This is a genomic window from Peribacillus sp. B65 (assembly GCF_058513295.1).
Map to the genome: position 1 here is coordinate 3,404,315 of NZ_CP195840.1, position 23,366 is coordinate 3,427,680.

Below are 23,366 nucleotides of genomic sequence, written 5' to 3' on the forward strand. Positions count from 1 at the left end.
TTTTGCAGCCAGATTCTTTGCGCCAGGCAATAAAAAAAGAAGGCTCTCTTTACACAAGAGCCCTCTTCACGTTACATCATGATCAAGAAAGTGACAGCGTTTCCAAAAAACCTGAATTCACTTGGTTTCCTTCGACCCTGCCGTATAAACTTTTTCAATGCCGTACTTGTTTAACTTATATTGCAATCCCTGCCTTTTAATATTCAGGGCTTCTGCCGTTTTGCTGATATTCCCGTTATATTTCTCGAACATATTGATGATCATTTCCCTTTCCATTTCTTCAAGAACGACAGGTAAATCAATCCTGTTTTTCAATGGGGAAGGCTGGCTCTGCGCATTTGCTGCAGCATAATTTCCTGACGGGAAAAGATAAGCAGGAAGATGATGTTCATCAATCATATCTTCCCCAGCGTCCATGACGTTAAAGGTTAACTCGATGGCATGTCCCAGCTCACGAATGTTCCCTGGCCATGGATATTGAAGAAGCCGCTGCATCGCCTTATGACTGATCCCGCGCACTTCCGTAAAAAATGATTTGTTGAATTTTAGAATAAAGTGATTGACGATTTCCGGAATATCCGTTTTACGCTCCGAAAGAGAAGGCATCTGGATCGTCACGACATTGAGGCGAAAGAATAAATCCGAGCGAATGATTCCCCGCTCCAACGCCTCTTCTGGAGAAATGTTCATCGCAGCAATGATTTTCACACTAATCTTTTGCTCTTTCGAACCTCCAACACGGCGCACCTCACCTTCCTGTAGCACTCGCAGCAATTTTGCCTGCAGGCCGAGGTCGAGGCTATTCAGCTCATCAAGGAAAAGGGTACCGCCATTTGCCTGTTCAAAAATGCCCATGCGATCCATCGCTCCGGTAAAAGCCCCTTTCGTCGTACCGAACAGCAGCCCCTCCATCAATTCCTTGGGAACAGCCGCACAGTTTTGCGCGATGAATGGCTGATTTCGCTGAGCACTTACATTATGTATACTTTGAGCGACAAGTTCCTTCCCTGTCCCTGTTGGTCCATAAATCATGACTGGGGAATGTGTACGGGCCGCTTTTTTCGCCAAGGAAATCGCTTGCTGAAAAGCAGGGCTATTACCAATCAAATCACTAAAATGATAGGTCGCCGTCCCTTCAGAGAACTTATTTTTCCTATGGGTCTCGGCCAGCTGGGAACGCAAATCGACAATTTGGTCATACATGTTCATGACCTTCGTAATATCCTTTGCGATTTCCACTGCACCAATGATTTCACCATCCTCATACAAAGGATACGTACTATTGATGGACGTTATCTTTTTCTCCTTTAAGTTGACATATGTTTGAATGGACTCAATCGTTTCATTGCCTTTTTCCAATGCTACATGCAGCGTACTGGATTCATCAGTCAATGAAGGATAAAGCTGAAAAATATTCTCCCCCAGCACCTGCTCACGATCAAGCCCGTCGATATGTGCCATCATTTCATTGTAAAAAACCGTATCCCCATCTTTATTCACAATATGGACACCCACATTGATCACATTCAATATCCATTCAAATTGAGTGGAAAACTGATTTACTGAAGATTTCATTTCTTCATCTCCGTTCTCTGTCATTTGATAGAATCACCTGTAAATTATAGCATTTAATGGGAAACATTCATCTCTTTAATCTTATTAAAATCAAACTTCAACACAAAAGCAATAGAATACTAAGGTCAAATAAAGGAATCTCGCATTAAGCCAAGAAGATTATATAAGAAAATATAAAATTCTAGGGGTGAGTCGGATTACAGAACGAAGCAAAGAAACGAAAATAGAAATTAAACCGTGGGAAGATAAAGACCTTGAATTACTATTTCAACTAAATGCCCCAGAAATGATGGAACATCTTGGCGGACCAGAAAGTAATGAACAAGTCCTGAAACGCCATCAACGGTATCTACAGATTGGAGATAAAGGATGCATGTTTAGCATCAACTCATTTCCAGAGGCAGAGGCGGCCGGTTCCGTTGGCTACTGGCAAAAAGTGTGGAACGATGAAAATGTGTATGAAATCGGTTGGAGCGTCCTCCCTTCCTTCCAAGGAAAAGGAATCGCATCTCATGCCGTGAAGGCACTGATAGAGAAAATCATAGCCGAACGAAAATACAAATACATTCACGCTTTCCCTTCCATCAATAATCCTGCATCAAACGCGATTTGCCGCAAGCTCGGATTCAACCTCATCTCCGAATGTGAATTCGAATACCCGCTGGGGAGCTTTATGCGATGCAATGATTGGTGCCTCGAACTTGAATGAATTCTTGCCAGGGGAAGTCGAATTATGCTGGGTTTAGGTGAATTATTTCCCGGGAAAGTCGAATTATTCCCGGGTAGGTCGGATAAGCTTGAAGTATGTCGAATTATTTCCGCGTGGATCAAATTATTCCCGGGGTAGGTCGGATTTTTCCTGAGATAGGTCGGATTTTTCCTGAGATAGGTCGGATTACATCCCATCCGCTAACCATTCATATACTGCTCAAAGGATAAAACCTGAAAATGAAGTTTTATATCTTAATGATGGTTAGGTTGATTCTCTGATTTTAAGTTTGGTAGGCAATTTAATAACGTCTCGCTTTAATTTCAAATCATTACTTAAATATTTTATCAATTCTATTACAGTGCGTTGTCCTAATTCCATAATTGGTATATCGATTGTGGTTATGGTGGGGGTTGTGACTTGGCAAATAGATTGATTATCATAACCAACTATAGCTAGGTATTCCGGTATTTTATAGCCCAACATAGCTGCCTTTTTAATAATTCCTGCTGCGACCTGATCATTTCCAGTAAATAAAGCAGTAGGTTTTTCTTTTAATTTTAATATTTCATCACAAATACGGAATCCATCTTCAATATTAAATCCATGCCCAAATATCCAGTCTTCATTATGTAGTAAATTATTATCTGCTAAAGCTTTTAAAAACCCCTCTTTTCTTTGAATCTGAGCCTGACTATAAGAAGTATCGTAGCAAAAACCTATCTTCCTATGGCCTTTTTTTATTAAATGATTAACAGCTTTGTATGTCGCTTCGAATTCATCATAACCAATAATTGGTATAGAGGCGGAATGATGGTATTCATTACACAGTAAAATTGGGCCGTATTTCAAATAAGGCTTGATTACATTCCATTCATTTTCTAACGCTCCTAAAATAACCCCATCTACTTCTCTATTCTTTAATTTTCCCATAACATCTAATTCATTTTTCGCATCATAAAAGGTTTGAAAAATAAGAACTTTATAATCATTTTCCAAGGCTGCTAGAGATACTCCTTTAACCAATTGGGCAAAGAATGGATGATCGAAACTTGGAACTGATATTGCAATGGTCTGGGTTTTATTTGTCCTAAAATTCCGGGCTAGTGAACTTGGTGCATAATCAAGCTCTTCCATGACCTTTAAGATTTGTTCCCTTTTATCTTTCGATACATATGGATGATTATTAAAGACTCTGGATACCGTTGTTTTAGAGACATTACATATCTTGGCTATCTCGCTAATTCTCGTCATTTAATCCCATCCTTGTAAAAAGTGGTTGACATGTTATCGATTTCAGAAGTTATTATTAAACCGTTCCTAATATATTAACAAAATTTTACTGCTGAGTTGTATTTTTAAAAAGTTATATTTTTAGCTAATGGAGGGATTGTTATGTTATTGAATAAAAAGGGCGGGTTTCAGTTATTGCCAAAGGTTGATGACCCAAAATACATTGTATTCTGTGATTTTGATGAAACCTATTATCCTCACTCCATGAGTCACGAGAGACAGAAAGATTTATATGAACTTGAAAATTACTTAGAAGCAAAAAGTAATGATGAAGAACTTGTCTTTGGCTGGGTCACAGGGAGTAGTATCGAATCAATATTACATAAAATGGAACATGGTGGATTCAGCTTTTTTCCCCATTTTATTGCAAGTGACTTAGGTACCGAAATCACCTATTTCTCAGAAAATAACTTTTTGGAAAATGATCCAGATTGGCATTCACAGATTAATATCGAAGAATTTAATAAACGGAAAGTCGATGAAATTTATAATGTTCTACTCAACGGCAATATACCATTGATTCCTCAGACTCAAATGGGAAGTTCACGCTATAAAAGAAATTATTATTATCAAATACAACATGAATCTGTCGACAAGAAGAACTTATCCACTATCCAGATGGTGGCCAAAGAGTATGGGATAGGGGTAAATATCAATCGTTGTAATCCCCTTGCCGGCGATCCTGAAGATAGTTATGATATAGACTTTATCCCATTAGGTACTGGTAAAAATGAGATTGTACGATTTATGCTAGATAAATTCGGGCTGAGTCGGGAGCATGCCTTTGCTTTCGGGGATAGCGGAAATGATTTGCTCATGTTAAAAAGTGTTAAACATGGCTACCTTGTAGGGAATGCAACTCAAGAAGCCAAGGAAGCTCATACTAAAATAGCGACAGGTACGTACTCTAAAGGAATATTAAGAACTTTGCAATCCATAATTAATATTTAGTATAAGTAATGAAAAAAGGTAGTTGGTGCACTCTTGCCACAGCTTTAACTTTCTGCTAACAGTATGGATTCTATATCAAGCAAACAAATCATTCCATGTTTCTTTACCTGCAAGCTTATCTGCGGATATCCCGCTTGCTCTTTGGTATTTGTATAATGCCGTCTCGGTATTTTTTCCGAATTCTCCATCAAGGGGCCCAGGGTTATATCCTTTCATATAGAGCGTTGCTTGCAGGATCCATGTGATATTGCAGCTAGCGCCTTTTTTTATGGTGACGATCGCATTTTTGGTTTTAGGTCCCCATTTCCCATCGACAACAAGCTTTTTATTGAACTGCTTATTCATTTCCGTTTGTAAACCTTTTATAAGGGCCGATCGAGTTTTGGGGCCATAAAAGCCGTCACCCTCAATAGCCGTTTCATATCGGCCATTTAACGTTTGTTGAATCGAAATGATATGATTATCTCCTTTGCCGGTTTTCTGCATTTCCCTTTTTTCTAATTTGAAGGTAAGGCGCGGATCTTTTCCTGCTTGTAACTGTGTATATGATAACCCGCCTGTCATCTCCAAGTGGGGGTAATCCTTGAATGAACTCCAATCGCCGCCCCATTTAAATCCTAAACCCTTACCTATGGCAGCCACTCGCTGCCATTTTGAATTAACTGTCCATATCGCTCTCCTGCCATCATCACTCACTATGAAGAAGTCAATAGCCAGTCCATAATTATGATAGGATTGCCCAGGCTTAGCCTTCGTCACAATCGGTTTAGCTAGATTACTATAGTTTTTTCCTTTGTAGCTGTAAACTCGTCCTTGACCATAAAGGTTGGCTTGTTCTTCCAAAGAGCGATAACCTGCACTTATCTGTACCGTGATTCCTTCATTATAAGCACGTTCGACCATTTCCAATGCTGATGCCTTCACAACAGGATTCATCCCTTTGCCCATCTTTTTCACTGATCGCTCCAATAATGTCCGTAATGCTACTTTCACTGTCATCCCTCCTTTTAAATTCCCATCAGACTCTATATAAGCCTTTTTGACGGAAAAGTAGCAGAGTTAGGAAAATATCTCATTTATTAGAGAATAGAAGTAATATGTAAAAAACGTTCCAGCTGATTTCAGAAATCCGCTCTCTTTCCGCCGATTGCCAAGCCTCCTCGCCGGTAAACGGCTGCGGGGTTTCGGCTAGCCAGTTTTTCGGCAGGAGTGTCGCAATTTTCTTTTATCTATTGAGGGTTGCATCGGTATAGACTAGTAAAAAACATCAAGTTTACTTTTAAAATCTTGGTTCGGGGCGAGTGCAATTCGAAACTCCTTTTGACGAAAAATTGATGGAACCGCCAGACTGTAGACGAATGGAGAGAAGTACCAGTTTCCCTACAATATTTCTTAAAAAAGAAGTCCAGTTGATTGGAACGGAAGGTACGAGACTCCTGCGGGAAAAGCGCGTCCAAGGGAGACCCCACAGGCGCGAAGCGTCGAGGAGGCTCCCGGACCGCCCGCTGAAAGCGAGTGCCTGGAGTGGAAATCCATTACACATACCCTCTTTCAGAAATCCCCTCCCTTTCCGCCGACTGTCTGCCAAGTATTGATAACTGAGGTTAAAAGGCCTTTCGTTCCTTCATTATTGATAGGGAATTCCACAAAAAAAATTAGACTGCTTCCGTTCGCCCGTTTGCGAATGAAAGCAGTCTAATAATGTATTATTTTATTATTCTCTTTAACTTACGCTTTAATTTCAATAGAGGGGCTAACTGTAAAGTCGGCCTCTGTTTTGCTTTTCACTTCATCAAGTGTTACGCCATTTTGCAGTTCAATCAATTCCATGCCAGCTTCTGTAAATTGAAAAACAGCCAGTTCGGTAATCAGGCAATGGACGACTTTTTCTCCCGTCAATGGCAATGTACAGCTTTTTTTCACTTTGGATTCCCCATGCTTGTTCACATGGTCCATGATGACAACAATACGTTTTGCGCCTTGGACGAGGTCCATCGCTCCTCCCATTCCTTTTACCATCTTCCCTGGAATCATCCAGTTTGCCAAGTCCCCATTTTCGGAAACTTCCATCCCGCCTAAAATGGCTAGATCGATGTGGCCGCCGCGAATCATTGCAAACGATTCAGCGCTATCAAAAAATGATGCCCCTGCTTTTGCGGTTACTGTTTCTTTTCCTGCATTGATCAAATCCGGATCGACTTCATCCTTTTGTGGATAAGGGCCGATTCCCAGTAAGCCATTTTCCGATTGAAGCATGACATTAAAGTCATTCGGGATCATGTTGGCAATCAAGGTCGGCATTCCAATCCCTAAATTTACACACATACCGTCTTGGATTTCTTTAACGGCCCGTTCTAAGATTAGTTGTCTAGTCATTCGATACTCCTCCTTTTTTATGCGTTAGCAGTTGTAAGTCTTTCAATTCGTTTTTCATAGTCATTCCCTACAAGCACTTTCTGTACATAAACTCCTGAAGTATGAATTTCATCCGGATCGAGCTCCCCTGTGCCCACAAGCTCCTCCACTTCGACAAGCGTGACTTTCCCTGCGGTGGCAACGACAGGGTTAAAATTCCTTGCCGTTTTCCGATATACAAGATTACCGAAATGATCTGCTTTCCAGGCTTTTACAAAGGCAAAATCTCCGACTATTCCTTTTTCCATAATGTATGTGCGGCCATCAAACTCTTTATGTTCTTTACCTTTTGCCACTTCCGTTCCTACTCCTGTAGCTGTATAAAAGGCAGGAATTCCCGCTCCGCCCGCTCTTAAACGCTCGGCCAGCGTTCCTTGGGGAACTAGTTCGACCTCCAGCTCGCCGCTTAAAAATTGCTGTTCAAATAACTTATTTTCCCCAACATAAGAAGCGATCATTTTTTTGATTTGTTTATTTTCAAGCAATAGACCCAGACCCCAGTCATCGACACCGCAATTGTTGCTGACAATCGTCAAATCCTTTACACCTTTGTTACGCAAAGCAATGATCAGTTTTTCTGGTATTCCGCTTAATCCGAACCCGCCTACGATAATGGTTGCTCCATCCTCGATTTGTTGAATAGCGCTATCAAAAGATGTTAATAATTTACTCATTTTCCATCATCTCCATTCTTAATACTATTCTATTAAATAAACAGTGAAGTTGCAAAAGCAATGATGAACACGGTCACTGTTTTTAAAATCGTAATCGCAAAAATATCCTTGTAAGATTGACGATGTGTCAGTCCAGTAATGGCAAGTAAGGTAATGACGGCACCATTATGCGGCAGTGTATCCATTCCGCCAGATGCCATGGATGCAATTCGATGAAGCATTTCCGGGGTGATTCCGACACTTTGGGCCACCTGCAAATAGTGACCTCCCATTACTTCCAACGCAATCGAAAGTCCACCAGATGCAGATCCGGTAATCCCTGCCAGCACATTGACGGCAATAGCTTCGGATACAAGTGGATTACCGCTTGCATTGAACACCCAGTTTTGAATGACCGAGAATCCAGGTAGCGTTTTCACAACATTCCCAAAACCAACTTCAGAAGCGGTATTGAATATCGCAAGCAATGATCCCATTGCCGCAGCTGTTAATCCACTTGCCAATTTGACCTTGATGCGTCCAACATTCAGAAGCATCGCTGCAATGATACCGATTGTCAGTGCCACAATCAAAGACCAGGATGAAGTGACAGTGCTTACATCTGCAATGTTGAAAGTTTCCTTCAACATCGATGCATCATACCAGTGCTTAACCGAAATGGCACTGCGGCTGAAAGCAAAATTAAATGCTACGACAAGGATGAGCGGTACGATGGACAGCCAAAAGTTAGGCAGGTTTTGCTGTTCTGCACTTTCTGGCTCATTAATATGTCCTTCCCCGTATCCTTCACCATTTGCCAACGCTTGTTTACGGCGACGCTCTAACCAGATCATTCCTCCTGTAAATACCATGATCGCGCCAATAATCCCCATTACTGGAGCTGCATACGTATCTGTTCCGAAATAATTCGTTGGAATGATATTTTGAATCTGAGGTGTTCCAGGAAGGGCATCCATCGTATAAGTGAAAGCGCCTAATGCAATCGTTCCCGGCAATAATCTTTTTGGAATGTCTGCTTCTTTAAAAATTGCCGCTGCGAATGGATAAACGGCGAATGCCACTACAAACAATGAAACCCCGCCATATGTCAGCGCCGAACACGCCAGCACTACAGCAAGAATGGCCTGCTTTGAGCCTAGTGATTTTACGATGGTCTTGGCGATGGATGCAGCTGCACCGCTCATCTCCATGACTTTTCCAAATACGGCCCCTAATAAAAATATCGGGAAAAACGCTTTTATATAGTTAGCCGCAAACGTCATATATGTCTCTGTGTAACTCGGCAGCAAGTGTCCACCGGATAAGATGACCGCCAGTAAAGTAACAACCGGCGCTATGATAATGACCGGATAGCCCCGGTAGGCTAAAAAGATTAAAAGTCCCAGCGCCACAACAATGGCTAAAATTTGAATCACCAACTCAATTCCCCCTTTTCTCCCCTTGCCCCAAAATTATTTCGGCAGCATTTAAATAGAACTATTAATCTCCTAAATTCCACATTTTTAATCTTTCCGCTTTTACCATCCAAGCCTGCCTTCCCCAAGTCAGGCTGAATGATCTTCCAATTTTTGAGAACGCTTTCAACAATTTGCTGAATTACGAAATCCCTTTTCATTTTACGTGAAAAAACAGTATAAAATGACAGATAGGCCATTCACTAAGTAATTATGCAATTATTGTGCCAACTTTAATGCAATGAAAAATCTCATCTTTAAAGCCTTTTCCAACAGTTTATTTCCCTTTTAAGAGCTAAAGTCCCTTAAAACTGTCAAGGTTTCAGTACACCTAAGTATAAACTTTAAAAAAGTGTAAGACTTTTCTTACAACTTTCAAATTTCCTTTCGTTTTATGTACGGATTTCCTAACACACGCAAATATTTGCTAGTGAAAAATATGCACAAATGTGTATCTATTCTTAAGAGGGGGTTAAAAAGTATAAAAAAGTGCCCTTGGGCTAAAGGGCACTTTCTGCAGTCATAAACCATATTTATTCATTTTTTCATACAGCGTTGTTCGACTAACTCCGAGTCTCTTTGCCGTTTCTGATTTATTGCCTGAGGTCATTTCCAAGCATGAAACGATTGCAGCCCGTTCCGTTTCATCCATTACTTCAGCTAAGGTACGGATCGATACTGATTCTTTATGACCCGTTATTTCTTTAGGGAGATGCTTGGAACGTATCATTTCCCCTTCTTCAACAATATTCATTGCGCGTTCAATGATATTCTCCAACTCACGAATATTCCCCGGCCATTTATAAAGACGAAGCAGCCGTAATGCTTGATCACTCATTCCCATTACGCGTTTTTTCATAAGGTTCTGATACTTTTCAACAAAATGATTTCCCAGTATTTCAATGTCCTCCGGTCGCTCCCTTAAGGAAGGAACCTGGATTTGCAAGACCTTCAACCGGTAATACATATCAAGCCGGAATTCCCCTTTCGAGACCATTTCCTCCAGATTACGGTTCGTTGCAGCGATTACCCGTACATCAATCGGAATACTTCCCGTAGAACCTACTCTCTCAATCTCTTTTTCTTGTAAAACACGGAGCAGCTTCACCTGCATATGCAGTGGGAGCTCACCGATTTCATCGAGAAAAATCGTTCCGCCTTCAGCCGCTTCGAACTTACCTGCTTTTCCGCCTTTTTTTGCACCAGTGAAAGAACCCTCTTCATAACCAAAAAGCTCTGACTCCAGCAGCTCTGCCGGGATGGCGGCACAGTTCACTTTGACAAACACGCCCATGGCCCGTCTGCTATCATTATGAATGGAATGGGCAAACAGCTCCTTACCTGTTCCGCTTTCGCCCAAAATCAACACATTCGAGTCGCTTTTAGCTGCAATTTTGGCTTGACCTTTCACTTCCATGAAAGCAGGACTTCTTCCCATCAAATGATCAAACGTATATGAGGCCTTATTTCTCTCGCGAAAATCGCCTTTGTACTTTTTCAGCTCTACTTCAAGTGAATTTATCCGCTTGGAAAGAGCGGTAAATTGCCCGACATTCTTAAAAAGGATCTTTCCGACCGCTCCTATTAATTTATCTTGTTTCCGTATCGGGGAGCGGGTCGCAATAATATAATTATCTTTAATTTTTTGTAATTCAGCGACCTCTTGCTTGCCAGTTTTGGCGACCACATGCATACGGGTGTTTTCAATGACCTCCGTTACATGTTTCCCTATCGAGCTTTCCTGATCGACCCCAAGAAAATCCGCATAAGCGTGGCTCAGCATTTGGACATACCCTTCCGTATCAACCATCACCAAGCCGTCATAAGCAAACTCGATAATATCCTTAAACAGAAGTTCTTCATGATTATCGATATTAAGAAAATCACTTTTATTATTTGTAAACAATAGGAGGTAAATCTGATACTCCTCATCACCCATTTGAATGATGGCTTTTCTGACAATCCCATTATTATCATTCAAGCGGATCGGAGTATTTACAGCTGGTACAAGGTTTTTTTCTAAAATCAATTTTATTTGCATCTCAAATTGATTCTCAGCAAAAGCCTCAGATAATACGCGATTGCTTAGAACGATTTCTTTTTCGTTTTTCGTCACCAAAACACCAAAAGGCAATTCTTCCAATATCGCTTTCACTAATTCCAATTGAATAGTTTTATTATCGCTGACCATTCCTATTCTCCTTAACCCGTCTGAAGTTTCCTCCATTATATCATAGGAAAATGAGGCCAAGTCATTACCGCTCCACAATCAGCGCAGTTCCTTGCCCGCCACCGATACATAAGGTGGCAAGGCCGGTTTTTGCATCCCTGCGCTTCATTTCATACAATAAAGTCACTAAGATGCGGGCACCGGAAGCGCCTACCGGATGACCCAGGGCAATCGCCCCTCCATTCACATTCACTTTCTCCGGCTTCAGTTCAAGGTCCTTAAGCACGGCGAGTGACTGTGCCGCAAAGGCTTCATTCACTTCCATCAAATCAATATCTTCTATTGTCAATCCCGCTTTTGCCAAAGCTTTCCTTGTCGCAGGAACTGGACCGTATCCCATGATTTTCGGATCAAGCGCGGCGTTTGCATATGACTTGATGGTTGCTAATGCCTCCAATCCCAGCTCGTCTGCTTTTTCTCTAGACATCAGGACCAACATCGCACCCCCATCATTGATTCCGGATGCATTTCCTGCCGTAACCGTTCCATTTTCCTTAAAAGCAGGACGCAGCTTCGTAAGTTGGTCTATCGTCAGCCCATGACGCGGGTGTTCATCTTGGTCCACCAAGATCGTCTTTCCTCTGCGTTTATATTCAACAGGTACGATTTCATCTGCAAATCGTCCTTCAAGCTGCGCCTTTTCAGCCTTCATTTGACTATCTAAAGCAAATTCATCCTGCTTTTCACGGCTGATTTCCCATTGCTCGGCAATATTCTCTGCAGTCACACCCATATGATATTGATTAAATACATCCGTTAAGGCGTCATAAGTCATTGAATCCACCGCTTCGGCATTACCCATTTTCTGCCCAAAACGATAATTTGGAAGTAAATACGGAGCATTGCTCATGCTTTCGATACCCCCGGCAAGAATCACATCAGCATCTCCAAGGGCAATGAATTGCGCTCCCATTATGACTGTACGAAGGCCAGATCCGCAAAGTTTATTAATGGCCATGGCCGGCGTTGTTTCCGGAATCCCTGCATGAATCGCAACCTGACGTGCCACATTTTGCCCTAATCCAGCAGAGAGAATATTCCCAACCAATACTTCATCGATCAAATCAGCCGAGATATTTGCCCGCTTAATCGCTTCCTTAGCTGCCACGACTCCCAAGTCGACCGCTGAAACATTGGCAAGACTGCCTCCAAACGCACCAACTGGTGTTCTTGCTGCCCCTACAATCACTACTTCTCTCATAACACTTCCTCCTTCTCCATTTTTAATTTTCCCAGTTTAATAAAATTACGGTCCCGCTCATTGATTTTCTGGGAAACGGTAGATTCTTCATACGTAAAAATCCCTTCTCCCGACTTCGTCCCAAGCTTTCCCTCGGCCACCAAATCACGAATCAAATCAGGGGCTTCCTTACTCTGATCCAATGCCGGTGAAACATTATCGAAAACACGCTGCCAAGTGTCCAGACCGCCAAAGTCAGCAATCTCGATCGGTCCGGTGAATGCCCATCGAAAACCTGGTCCAGCCGTTATCGCTGTATCGATATCCTCAGCATTGGCAACGCCCTCTTTTAATAGATAAAAGGCTTCCCGCATCAAGGCAGTCTGGAGCCGATTGGCAATGAATCCTGCTATTTCTTTTTTCAAGAGAATCGGAGACTTGCCGATTTTACGCATCAAATCCATTGTTGTCTTTACGATTTCCGGCTTTGTTTCGTCATGCTTAACAATTTCAACCAATGGAACCAAATGGCCAGGATTAAAGAAATGCGTGATGATCATTCGGTCCGCAAACGATGCCTTCTCCATCAATTGAGAAATTGGAAAGGTCGATGTATTGGAGGCAACAATGGCATCCGGTTTGATTATTTCCTCCATTTGCTCATATAGATTCAACTTCAGCTCGATGACTTCCGGAATGGCCTCAATGATAAAATCAGCATCTCTTACTGCCCCTTCCAAATCCACGCTATATGTAATATGGGCTAAAGCTACTTGCTTTTCCTGATCAGTCAAAACCCCTTCCTCGATGAGCAATGATAGATTCTCAGAAATTCGATTTTGGGCACGGTGTAGCAACTCATCCTTAATATCGTTAATGGTGACGAAATACCCGCTAACTGCAAAAGACTGAGCGATTCCACTCCCCATTACACCAGAACCGATAATGGCTATTTTTTTAATCATCCAGCTTCCCCTTTCCGTTTCAATTACCTTTATTTACTCGCCTTTTTATATATGCAATATCCATGCCAACGATAAGGGGAAATAAAATTCTTTTGTTATCAAGAAAATCATGATAGACTCTTACTCATTAACCTAAATCATATTTTTAATAACCTTCCCTTTATATTTCCAATGGAGCTTACTCTGTGAAATATTCCCTGTTTACGACATAAAATGACAGACCTGGACCATTACATTTTTTATTGGAGGAATGTAATATGGTTAAAGATAAAGTGGCGATAATTACCGGATCCGCTAGAGGGATCGGCTTTGAGATTGGAAAGATATTTGCTGAAAATGGTGCAAAGGTCGTTTTGTCCGACCTTGATCAAAACACAGTTGAAAAAGCTGCTCAAGACCTTAGGAACAACGGCTTGGAGGTTATCGGCTTAAAAGCTGACGTAACAAGTGAAGATGATATTATCCAACTAATCAAACAAGCTAAAGACAAATACGGACGAATAGATATTTTCATCAATAACGCCGGCCTTCAGCATGTTGCACCAATTGAAGAGTTTCCAACTGAAAAATTCGAACTGATGATCAAAATCATGCTGACCGCGCCGTTCATTTCAATTAAGAACGTTTTGCCTATCATGAAAGAACAGGGCTTCGGCAGGATAATCAACATCTCTTCCATTAACGGTCTGATTGGATTCGCCAACAAAGCAGCGTACAACAGTGCCAAACACGGTGTAATCGGATTGACGAAAGTCGCCGCCTTGGAAAGCGCCTCTTTTGGCATAACCGTCAATGCCCTTTGCCCAGGATACGTGGACACACCTCTCGTCCGCGGTCAACTGGAGGACCTGGCGAAAACAAGACAAGTTCCACTGGAAAGCGTTTTGGAAGAGGTCATCTATCCACTTGTCCCACAAAACCGCTTACTCGATGTAAGTGAAATTGCCGACTACGCCATTTTCCTCGCAAGCGACAAAGCAAGGGGCGTCACAGGCCAGGCAGTCGTGTTAGATGGCGGATATACAGCTCAATAAAACGAAAATGCATTTTAAAAAACCCCGAATAAAGGACACCAAAAAAGGTGCTCTGTATTCGGGGTTTTCTGTCTGCATGGAAACGTGGGAAAATTTGGTGGCACAAAGAAATCCCCCATGTTAAAGTAATATAGGGATACCTCCCATTTTTACAACTATTAAAAGGAGGCCGCGTCATGATTATTAAGTGGGTTAGACTGCGATAATTAAAAGCGCAGGCCAATCATCATGCTCCGGAAAGTATATATTGATCTGCGCCATGGTAACGGCTATTGGATAATATTTAATACGGAGGTAAAAAACATGAGTGAACAGATACTGAAAATAAATAAAGTGGATATATGTACTGAAAGTTTTGGAAACCATAAGGACCCTGCCGTGCTTTTGATCATGGGAGCGATGTCTTCATTAGACTGGTGGGATGATGACTTCTGTCTCCGCCTTGCCGATTCGGGGAGATTTGTCATTCGCTACGATCATCGGGATCTGGGCCGGTCTACCGTATATGAACCCGGTACCTCCAACTATACAATAACGGATTTGGCTGACGATGCCGCTGGTGTCCTGGACGCTTATTCCATAGGGCGGGCTTCTATCGTTGGAATGTCCCTAGGCGGTATGGTCGGCCAGATTCTTGCCTTAAGATATCCGGAACGCGTAAATACGCTTACGCTAATTGCATCAAGCGTGTTCGGGACAGTAATGGAAAAACTGCCTCCAATGGATCAGAGCATATTGGATCATCATGCAAAAAGTGCTTCCATTGATTGGTCAAATCGGGAGACGGTCATCGCTTATCTTGCGGATGGATGGAAAACTTTAGCCGGTTCCAAACCTTATGAGCAGGAAAGAATGCATAAACTGGCAAAAAGAGAGGCTGACCGTGCCAAACAGCTACCGAGCAGATTCAATCATGCCATGCTTGCTGGCGGAGACGAATATTTCGATCGAATGGGTGAGATTTCCGTACCTGTCCTCATCATTCACGGCACAGAAGATCCAGCCCTGCCATACGAGCACGGACTTGCTCTTGCGAAAGCCATCCCTCATGCTGAATTAGTGACTCTTGATGGATCAGGGCATGAGATTCATAGTGAAGACTGGGATGAAATTATCGACTCAGTCATAAAGCTTACTTCGCGATAGTATAAAATCAGCAATAAAGAAGCCGACCAATAAAGGTCGGCTTTTCTTTATACATTTGTTAGCAGAAACCGCCATATCCTTGAACGGGATAACAGCCACCGTTACCTCCATCGCCGCCGCCGAAACAAGCAGCTCCAACGATGATTAAAAGGATAAACAAAACGACTATAAAAGCGAAACCGCCACCAAATCCACCAACATCGTTACCGCAACCGCAATTTGATTCATGACCACAATTTGACAATAGAAACATCTCCTTATTTGTTTTAGGAGGAAAAAATTAAATGGGTTAATTCAACATATGTTCTAATTAGGATATTGACACAAAATCACCGAAAACTTTTTTAACCACCCTGTTGATCCGAAATAAAACAGTTTAACAGCGTATTTTTACTGTTTTGAAATTTCATACACCTTCACCTGACACAGCGTCGAACTGCCGGACACTTATCACTAATAATACGAACATTCAAAAAGGATTTATCTCTGTTAAGATGATAATTGGTTTGTAATATCCTACTAACTTCAGCTTATTGTACAATGAAGGTAAAAAGGTTCGAGGTATTTATGATAAAAGGAAATTCTTATATTCTTGTTTTCTCCATGCTTGTTCTGTTGACAATAGTACTAGTTTCAACTACACCGATCATAATTAAAACTTTACTTGCCTTAATAACGATTGCGTTTTTATTACCTGTGATTAGAAAGCTTCTGTTTAAAGACCATTTCAGAAAAATTAAAGTGGCATTCTACTCATCATTAACCTTTACTATTGGTTTATTTCTTGTCTCGATTTTTGAAGAACCATCCTTTAAATTAGATGGAGATTTCTTTCAGATTATTCTTATTGTACTTTTTTATAGTTTAATGGGAAATTTCTTTTATGGCTTACCAGTCTCACTCATTGCTGAATTTATTTCAATGAAGTATTTCAATATTCGTTTCTGGTTATCTGGAGTAATACATATTAGTTTTGGATTGGCTACATACTTTATTGACCCAGGAGGTTTCTTTATCTTTGCGGTTATTTGCTCAATAATCTTTTTTGCATTAGATGAAATAACTAGAGTATATTCGGCTTCTTATTGGACTAACCTGCGCCGATAGAGTGGCCTGTGTGGAACAAAAAAAGAAAAGGATTAAAAGAAATTAATCTCTTTTATCCTTTTCAAGCATCTCAATTACTCTATCAAGTTTTTGTTCTATTTTATTGGTTTGTTTTGACCTTGTAAGAAGAGAACGAACAAAAAAGTAAACAGCGAAAATCACCCCAATCAACAAAACAAACATAATAAGTTGATATACCATATCACCGATATTGTAACTCAAAGAACTTCACCCCTTTCCTTTTTTGGTTTAACCATAACTCATGTCTACTGCACAGAACGTAGAGTTGACAAAATTATTCGTATAGTTTTTTAGATATCACTTTTAATTCTTTATATATTTGTGTAAGTAATATTAGAATATGTAATGGCAATCCAACTGCAAGTCCCACCAATGGAGAATAAGGTCCAGCGAAAGTAAGCGATACAAGTGTAATAGTTAAATATATAGAGATAATTAGTGCGCTCAAATAAAATTATCCTTTTTTGGATAATTATATCATATGACTCTTACAAAGTTGGAAAACACTACGGCTCCCTAGCTAACCTGCCCCTTTAGTCTTTAAGAAAATCAACAATACTTTTTATCAGAGCTGATTTTTCAAAAAAAGTAATAATTTTACACTTTTATACTGGAACATTTGTTCTACCTGTGTTATTCTTATAAAAACAAATAAAAAGATCAAATCGCAGCCAAACGATTTGATCCGTAATTATAAATAAAGGCCGGTTGTATCCGCGGGCCTAACACGGTTGTACCGCTGAGCCGAGCCAATTGCTAATGTTCAGGGTGCCGGTGATAAAGAGACAGCTACGAACTTCAGCTAAAGCACCCATTAGTTCTATAACTACTTACCAGTAGTGTTTTCTCATGTAGTTCAATGTCACAAATGTCATAATTATTAAGTGTGATAGTTTGGTCAAATTCAACATTTCTTGCTTCTACCTGCTTTCTTTATGAACTGACCTGCCACTAACCTAGTTCATATTCTCGGCAATCTTTTTCAGTGCCTTTGCACGAGAAACGATAAATGCTCTCATATACTTCTCTAAAAACAACTTATCAGCTAAAACTCCAATCGGACCGAACGGTGACTTATATTGAAATTTATCCATCATTATAGTTCCGCCCTGTTCTTCTATAAACTGATGTGTGTGTATGAATGAATGGAAGGCACCCTTCACCATAATATCTACAAACTTATTTGGTTTTTCCATTAATGTCACTTTGGCTTTCAGCCTTTGTTTAATACCAAAGTGAATGGCTTCCCAAGTAACAGTATCTCCCTTTTCTAAAAGCCCTTCTGTCACACCATCAACAACAATTTCCTTTGTTTTCGCTGTCGTTTTAGTATGGATATCCACACTCCTCGCTAGGTCAAAACATAATTCAACTGGTGCTTTAATAAATTGTTGATACTCAATAACAGGCATTTTTCAATCTCCTTATATAAGCACTTTCTATCATTATAGCTCGTTAAAGCAAATATTACCTAGCTCTCCCTCATTAACCTTCCTTTTTTTTCCACGAGAAAAAAAGCTGCCTTAAGACAGCTCTTCGAATAAATCTTTTGCCTATATTTACTTTTTCATAACGGGGATCCATATTTCACTTCTAAATGTTGGTGAGGTTATATCTTTATTTTCGTTCCAAAGGATTTCCGGCCCTTCTCTTTGTTCATAGTTAGAGGATGGAAACCATTCGGAATAAATCCTGCCCCATACATTTTGCAGTGTTTCAGGAAAGGGTCCGACTGCTTCGAATACCGCCCATGTAGATGCATCCACTTTCAGCTGTGTTAAGTTTTCTGGACATTCCCTCGTTGTTGCTGCGCCGATATAATGATCAAGCTCCCCTTTTTCCTCCAACCTGCCTTCGGAAAAGTTCGCAGATGCACTAAGCAGTCCTAATGGCTCGACATTCGATAGGTGTTTAAGTTCATTTATCGTTTTCTCGTCTAAACTTTTCCACATCGATGCAATCTCTGGATTAACCCCGTTAAAAATGATTGGAACTCTTTTTTTAATTCCAATTATGTGAAACGCCTCTTTTTCTTCAATTCGATAGTTCATTTCACTGCCTCCTTTAATGGATAATTGGAAGGACATCGGTGGATAGGCTTTAAGTGAATGGCCATTACTTCTCGCTTCAGATGGTGTGATGCCATGCAAATGTTGAAACGCTCTCGCAAAAGAGTCCGGTGAGCTGTACCCGTACTTTATCGCTATATCAATGACCTTCATGTTGTTATCTTTAAGCTCAAACGCTGCAAGTGTAAGCCGTCTTCGGCGGATATACTCGGATAGTGAAATACCTGCAAGGAAGGAAAACATCCTTTTAAAATGATATTCCGAGCAATAAGCTATCCTTGCAACCTCTTTAAAGTCAATTTCGTTCGTAAGATTTTCTTCAATGAATTTAATGGCACCATTCATATTTTTGAGCAAATCCATTCAATGACCTCCCTTATATCAACAGAATAGCAGGAGTTGAAACTAATCATCCGACATTCTGTGCACGATTATGCAGGATATAAACTTTTCCGTTAGTTTAATTACAAACCTTCACGATTTCTTATAGACTTTCAATGAAAATGCAATTACTTCCTTTTACAAAAGTAATGAAAACTAACACTCTGTAAGTCATTTTATTATTTCTAATTTTTATAAAGGACTACCCTCAAAACCAATCCGCAAAATATTTTTTAACGAACCTCTGTCATATATCGGTTATATAAATCATCACATTTTTCAAGGCATTCTAAATATAATTGTCTGATTTCTGATATTGGACATAGTTTTATGTAACTTTCATCTTTTATTATCTTAATTAGTGGGTTCATTTCATGATAATAACTATCTTCTTGATTTTCTTTATTTAAAATGCTTTTATATCTTTTTAAAATAGTTATATAAGCATCGTCAATTAACCTGTAATCACATTTGGCTCTCTCTTGTTTATAAAATGTATAGATTTCTCTTCCGAAAAATTTACCTTCCGTAAAGAAGGAAGAAGTTACTGGAGAATAATAAAGATACTGATCTTGATAAGGTCTCTTACTAATCTGCATTCTATGCCAATTTTTCACTTCTTTATACCGATCTCCCAAAGCTTTATAATCATTTGATATCGTTTTGGTTTGGAGATTCGATACATATTGAAAAATAGCAGAATTATTTTCATAGTCAGAAATAGGAGTTATAGAACACCAGCATATATAGTTATTATCTAATTTCCCAATAATGCAGACCTCTTGTTTGGGACTAATGTATATTTCAAAAGAAACTTCCTTATCATTTACTTTATAATTTGGAACTACATTATGATTTTGCTTGATCAAATTAAATTTTTCCATTTTAATTCCTCATATCTTTTCGTAAATTTACTCTATTCCTGCATATAAGTCAGAATTCCTACTTCAGCTAATGCCCCTTTTGCTCTATAAGAAAAGAGCAATTCGTCACTGCCCCTTAGAGAACTTTCGCACCTGTTAATGAAAATACTCTTATTGTTAAGATGGGGATTTACGGACTTTTTGCATAAATAGCTCTGGATTATCAATCTGGTTAAAACCATATTTTTTATATAATGAATGTGCATCATTAGTAGCTAACATAAACCTGCGAACCCCTTCTAGTTCGGAATGGTTGGTGATAACCTCCATTAACAATTTTGATAATCCTAATTTACGATAGTCAGGTAATATAAACACATCGCAAAGGTACGCATGGGTTGCTAAATCGGTTATTACCCTTGCAAATCCAACTTGTTCAATATCTTCATTTCCTATTTCACCTTTATAAACCCCAAAACATAAGGTCGTATTTTCAATTGACTTTATTACTGTTTCCTTGGGTATTCCCTTTGACCAGTAAGCTTCCTGATTCAAAAAATTATGTATTAAATCCACATCTAAATGCTTTTTATTAGTGGAAATCGAAAACCCTTTAATATTCATTTTACATCCCCCTGACCTTTTTTAATTTTCTGTAATTATACCAAATCACTGATTTTAATCTTCTGAACTAACCTGCCGAAATGTTAAAAGCTGCCTTAAATATAACTCGATCTTAAGTAAGGTTTAAGGAATTCTTGGAAGAATTTTAATACAACAAGTATAACTAAGTAACCCGAAACAAATATTATACATGTTGCAAAATCAAAGGAGGTGGCTAAAATGAAAGCACAACGAGCAGAAGAAATTGCTTCTTCACCAAATATGGTTAATGTAACCTATAATGAGGAAAGCATCTATATCGAGCACGTCGATGAACAAAATGGAACAGCTACAATCCATCCCCTTGATGATCCAAATAAAAAACAAAGTGTTTCTGTAACCAGCTTAAAGGAGCAGTAATTTCCTCGATTCAATAATAGACCTCCACTTTCGGGTGGTGGTTTATTGTTCGATTAAGTTCATTGAACAAGCACCACGTCTATATAGACGTATATTCTCCCAGAAGCTAAAAAAAAGCCAACATCAATCGTTGACTTTAATTCCTAATAAAGTTACAAACTGCACTTTCAAAAACGAATTTCGATGGGCTAAGCAATCTTTTACAATAATTAATATTACTTATATATTTCATTCTCTAATATAATCACTTTTTCCCCATTCGCTGCTTTTCCTATTTGTTTCGTATTTTCAACCAACCGAAAAATATTATCACAGCATTGTTTTGCACCTATAACTAATAATGGGACACCTATAAAATCAATTTTTAATGCTCTTGATAGGTAACCCCCTATAGACATAGCAATAGGTACCGTTGGTGATGTATTGGAGAATACTATTTTTTCGTTAAAATGAAATTTCTCTTCTAGCAGTAATGTCAATTCTTTTAATGCTGGAACCACAAGCTTTTCTCTTTTATGTCCAATTGTATAAACCGAGTTGCCATCTTCATCGGTCCCGCGAAAAATCAGCTTTCCAAACTCTTTTTTCGTTAATTTATTGAAATATTTTACATTTAATATTTCTTCCTTTGTTAGTTTTCTTTCCGATTGAGGTAATTGTTTTAAATGATATGCGGCAGCCATAGACGTGGTATGTGTACCCCCATAATCATTATAGATATACATCATGAAATCATCCCTAATAGTTTTTTTAATACTATTATGGTCATATACTCCATTTCCAATTCGGTTGATTATTTTAGGGAATATACCGAATTCAGGAATATGATCTTATTTCACATAATAAAGTTGTCCTATCTAAAAACAAGATCGTTTTGCAGTAGATAAGAATATTCCTGTGTTCGAATCATCAATAAAAATAAAAGAGTACACCTATCAGTGATACATGATAAGGGCACTCTTTTATTGTTTTTATTATTTATAAACTGGGGTATGTATAGTAACGAGTTCTAAAACCCTCCCAATCCTAGGGATGGGACAGATAATTTAATTAGCTTATCATTGGTTGTTTCTTTTTTAATCGGGGCAGGCAATACTGTGTTCCTAACATCAGCGACCGTTTTAAGGTCAAAGGATTCTATTGCTTCCCCCTCTTGGTTCATGATTGAGAGAATTCCATCATTACCCGTTTTTAGACTAGGTTGATCACTGCTTGAATGAGTATAGTATAAGTCTTCGTTCAGCGTGTAGGAATGAGAGTAGTCCGCTGAATAAAGTTTGCTTTTTTTATCAATTTTGCCTGATATAAAGTTATCAAAGCCATAGTTGAATAAAAGCTTCGTATCAGCGTAGGCAACCTTGTCTGAAGGAGCTTTTAGAGTGACAGCAATCATTTCCTGTTCTCCTCTGGTGGCAGTGGAAATCAGGGTGTAGCCGGATTGACTGACGAAACCGGTTTTCCCGCCGGTTATTCCCTTATAGGGAAGTTCGCCTTTTAACATTTTATGATGGGTAATTAGAGTCGTGTCCCATGTTTCCACTTCCCATGGTAAATCCTTCTTCCCAAAATAATCACGGAAAGTTTCATTTTTCATTGCATATTGGGTAATTTTCGCAAGGTCACTGGCTGTAGTTACATGGTCTTTGTCAAACAATCCATGGGGGTTCGTAAAATGAGTATCGGTGACGTTTACTTCTTTTCTTAAAAACTCATTCAAATCTTCCATAAACAGTTTTTCACTGCCAGACATATGCTCGGCAATTGCGATGGCTGCATCATTTCCGGAGTTGATTAGCATTCCTGCAATTAATTTGGAAAGCTCTATTTCCTCCCCAGGTTCAATAAATACCGAAGACCCGTCTGCCGCCGCTGCTTTTTTGCTGACAGTCACAAGTTCGTTCATATCGCCGTGTTCTATAGCATAAATAGCAGTGGCAACTTTCGTTAGACTGGCTGGATACATACTTTTATTCATGTTTTTTTCGTATAATACTTTTCCACTTTTCGCATCAATAATGATACCGGCTTCACTATTGAGGGGTAAGTCAGATTCTGCACTTACAGTTGTAGAGGCGAAGGGGATTAAAGCCAAAATGAAGATGAAGAAAAACTTTTTCATATGCCGCTCCTTTGATGATATTAAAATCCTATATAGTCATAATAAAATAAATCTGAATGTTTAGAGTTGATTTATTGAAAGTGAAATACAAAAGTAATTACCCCTTAATAATTTTGGAAACATTTCGGGTAATGAACTTCATTTTCTTTCCTGAAAT

Annotated in this window: 23 protein-coding genes; 6 read left to right on the forward strand and 17 right to left on the reverse strand. The window is 39.5% G+C overall.

The window, feature by feature from the left end:
- Window positions 1-117 precede the first annotated feature (117 nt).
- A complete protein-coding gene (locus tag ACSR9O_RS16655; protein ID WP_260358487.1) occupies window positions 118-1,599 on the reverse strand; it encodes a sigma-54 interaction domain-containing protein in 1,482 nt (493 codons plus the stop codon).
- Between the two features lie 172 nt (window positions 1,600-1,771).
- Here ACSR9O_RS16655 and ACSR9O_RS16660 point away from each other — a divergent pair, with 172 nt between their 5' ends.
- On the forward strand, window positions 1,772-2,284 hold the full coding sequence (locus ACSR9O_RS16660; protein WP_202190599.1) for a GNAT family N-acetyltransferase: 513 nt from the start codon (window positions 1,772-1,774) through the stop codon (window positions 2,282-2,284).
- A 264-nt stretch (window positions 2,285-2,548) separates the two neighbouring features.
- Here ACSR9O_RS16660 and ACSR9O_RS16665 read toward each other — a convergent pair whose 3' ends face one another.
- Entirely contained in the window at window positions 2,549-3,538 is a 990-nt protein-coding gene (locus ACSR9O_RS16665; protein WP_491724737.1) for a LacI family DNA-binding transcriptional regulator, read from the reverse strand.
- 141 nt (window positions 3,539-3,679) lie between these two features.
- Here ACSR9O_RS16665 and ACSR9O_RS16670 point away from each other — a divergent pair, with 141 nt between their 5' ends.
- Window positions 3,680-4,528, forward strand: a complete 849-nt coding sequence (locus tag ACSR9O_RS16670) for an HAD-IIB family hydrolase (RefSeq protein ID WP_491724738.1) — start codon at window positions 3,680-3,682, stop codon at window positions 4,526-4,528.
- A gap of 75 nt (window positions 4,529-4,603) precedes the next feature.
- Here ACSR9O_RS16670 and ACSR9O_RS16675 read toward each other — a convergent pair whose 3' ends face one another.
- From ACSR9O_RS16675 to ACSR9O_RS16705, 7 genes are all read right to left on the reverse strand, one after another.
- Complete coding sequence (locus ACSR9O_RS16675; protein ID WP_491724739.1) at window positions 4,604-5,521, reverse strand: peptidoglycan-binding protein; 918 nt, start codon at window positions 5,519-5,521, stop codon at window positions 4,604-4,606.
- Window positions 5,522-6,256: 735 nt separating this feature from the next.
- Window positions 6,257-6,904 carry a 3-oxoacid CoA-transferase subunit B gene (locus tag ACSR9O_RS16680; protein ID WP_101223188.1) on the reverse strand — a complete coding sequence of 216 codons (648 nt, stop codon included), beginning with the start codon at window positions 6,902-6,904 and terminating at the stop codon, window positions 6,257-6,259.
- A 17-nt stretch (window positions 6,905-6,921) separates the two neighbouring features.
- The gene (locus ACSR9O_RS16685) at window positions 6,922-7,617 is read right to left on the reverse strand and encodes a CoA transferase subunit A (protein WP_034309718.1); all 696 of its coding nucleotides are present in this window, start codon (window positions 7,615-7,617) and stop codon (window positions 6,922-6,924) included.
- Window positions 7,618-7,649: 32 nt separating this feature from the next.
- Window positions 7,650-9,035 carry a GntP family permease gene (locus ACSR9O_RS16690; protein ID WP_434167710.1) on the reverse strand — a complete coding sequence of 462 codons (1,386 nt, stop codon included), beginning with the start codon at window positions 9,033-9,035 and terminating at the stop codon, window positions 7,650-7,652.
- A gap of 556 nt (window positions 9,036-9,591) precedes the next feature.
- Complete coding sequence (locus tag ACSR9O_RS16695; protein ID WP_230178211.1) at window positions 9,592-11,262, reverse strand: sigma-54 interaction domain-containing protein; 1,671 nt, start codon at window positions 11,260-11,262, stop codon at window positions 9,592-9,594.
- Window positions 11,263-11,326: 64 nt separating this feature from the next.
- Window positions 11,327-12,502, reverse strand: a complete 1,176-nt coding sequence (locus ACSR9O_RS16700) for an acetyl-CoA C-acetyltransferase (RefSeq protein ID WP_260358490.1) — start codon at window positions 12,500-12,502, stop codon at window positions 11,327-11,329.
- Entirely contained in the window at window positions 12,499-13,446 is a 948-nt protein-coding gene (locus tag ACSR9O_RS16705) for a 3-hydroxyacyl-CoA dehydrogenase family protein (RefSeq protein WP_491724740.1), read from the reverse strand. Before ACSR9O_RS16705 ends, ACSR9O_RS16700 begins: the two co-directional genes overlap by 4 nt.
- Before the next feature lie 257 nt (window positions 13,447-13,703).
- Between ACSR9O_RS16705 and ACSR9O_RS16710 the strand changes: the two genes are divergently transcribed.
- Entirely contained in the window at window positions 13,704-14,480 is a 777-nt protein-coding gene (locus ACSR9O_RS16710; RefSeq protein ID WP_101223195.1) for a 3-hydroxybutyrate dehydrogenase, read from the forward strand.
- 303 nt (window positions 14,481-14,783) lie between these two features.
- Window positions 14,784-15,626 (forward strand): CBF family alpha/beta fold macrolide esterase, encoded by an 843-nt coding sequence (gene mleCBF, locus ACSR9O_RS16715; protein ID WP_101223196.1) that lies wholly within the window; start codon window positions 14,784-14,786, stop codon window positions 15,624-15,626.
- A gap of 58 nt (window positions 15,627-15,684) precedes the next feature.
- Here mleCBF and ACSR9O_RS16720 read toward each other — a convergent pair whose 3' ends face one another.
- Window positions 15,685-15,870 carry a YjcZ family sporulation protein gene (locus tag ACSR9O_RS16720; RefSeq protein ID WP_286141416.1) on the reverse strand — a complete coding sequence of 62 codons (186 nt, stop codon included), beginning with the start codon at window positions 15,868-15,870 and terminating at the stop codon, window positions 15,685-15,687.
- 371 nt (window positions 15,871-16,241) lie between these two features.
- Here ACSR9O_RS16720 and ACSR9O_RS16725 point away from each other — a divergent pair, with 371 nt between their 5' ends.
- Window positions 16,242-16,733 (forward strand): hypothetical protein, encoded by a 492-nt coding sequence (locus ACSR9O_RS16725; protein WP_491724741.1) that lies wholly within the window; start codon window positions 16,242-16,244, stop codon window positions 16,731-16,733.
- A 42-nt stretch (window positions 16,734-16,775) separates the two neighbouring features.
- On the opposite strand, the gene ACSR9O_RS16730 is transcribed toward ACSR9O_RS16725, so the two are convergent.
- From ACSR9O_RS16730 to ACSR9O_RS16750, 5 genes are all read right to left on the reverse strand, one after another.
- The gene (locus ACSR9O_RS16730; protein WP_491724742.1) at window positions 16,776-16,955 is read right to left on the reverse strand and encodes a DUF4083 domain-containing protein; all 180 of its coding nucleotides are present in this window, start codon (window positions 16,953-16,955) and stop codon (window positions 16,776-16,778) included.
- Between the two features lie 755 nt (window positions 16,956-17,710).
- Window positions 17,711-18,166 carry an SRPBCC family protein gene (locus tag ACSR9O_RS16735; RefSeq protein ID WP_491724743.1) on the reverse strand — a complete coding sequence of 152 codons (456 nt, stop codon included), beginning with the start codon at window positions 18,164-18,166 and terminating at the stop codon, window positions 17,711-17,713.
- A 147-nt stretch (window positions 18,167-18,313) separates the two neighbouring features.
- A complete protein-coding gene (locus ACSR9O_RS16740) occupies window positions 18,314-19,186 on the reverse strand; it encodes an AraC family transcriptional regulator (protein WP_427571529.1) in 873 nt (290 codons plus the stop codon).
- A gap of 251 nt (window positions 19,187-19,437) precedes the next feature.
- Entirely contained in the window at window positions 19,438-20,088 is a 651-nt protein-coding gene (locus ACSR9O_RS16745) for a hypothetical protein (protein WP_491724744.1), read from the reverse strand.
- A 156-nt stretch (window positions 20,089-20,244) separates the two neighbouring features.
- Entirely contained in the window at window positions 20,245-20,691 is a 447-nt protein-coding gene (locus tag ACSR9O_RS16750; protein ID WP_230178199.1) for a GNAT family N-acetyltransferase, read from the reverse strand.
- Between the two features lie 219 nt (window positions 20,692-20,910).
- On the opposite strand from ACSR9O_RS16750, the gene ACSR9O_RS16755 reads away from it, so the two are divergent.
- Window positions 20,911-21,090 carry a small acid-soluble spore protein H gene (locus tag ACSR9O_RS16755; protein ID WP_101223203.1) on the forward strand — a complete coding sequence of 60 codons (180 nt, stop codon included), beginning with the start codon at window positions 20,911-20,913 and terminating at the stop codon, window positions 21,088-21,090.
- A 215-nt stretch (window positions 21,091-21,305) separates the two neighbouring features.
- Here the strand turns inward: ACSR9O_RS16755 and ACSR9O_RS16760 are convergent, their stop codons facing one another.
- Entirely contained in the window at window positions 21,306-21,818 is a 513-nt protein-coding gene (locus ACSR9O_RS16760; RefSeq protein ID WP_101223204.1) for a DUF3189 family protein, read from the reverse strand.
- A gap of 281 nt (window positions 21,819-22,099) precedes the next feature.
- Complete coding sequence (locus tag ACSR9O_RS16765; RefSeq protein WP_491724745.1) at window positions 22,100-23,209, reverse strand: D-alanyl-D-alanine carboxypeptidase family protein; 1,110 nt, start codon at window positions 23,207-23,209, stop codon at window positions 22,100-22,102.
- Window positions 23,210-23,366 lie beyond the last annotated feature (157 nt).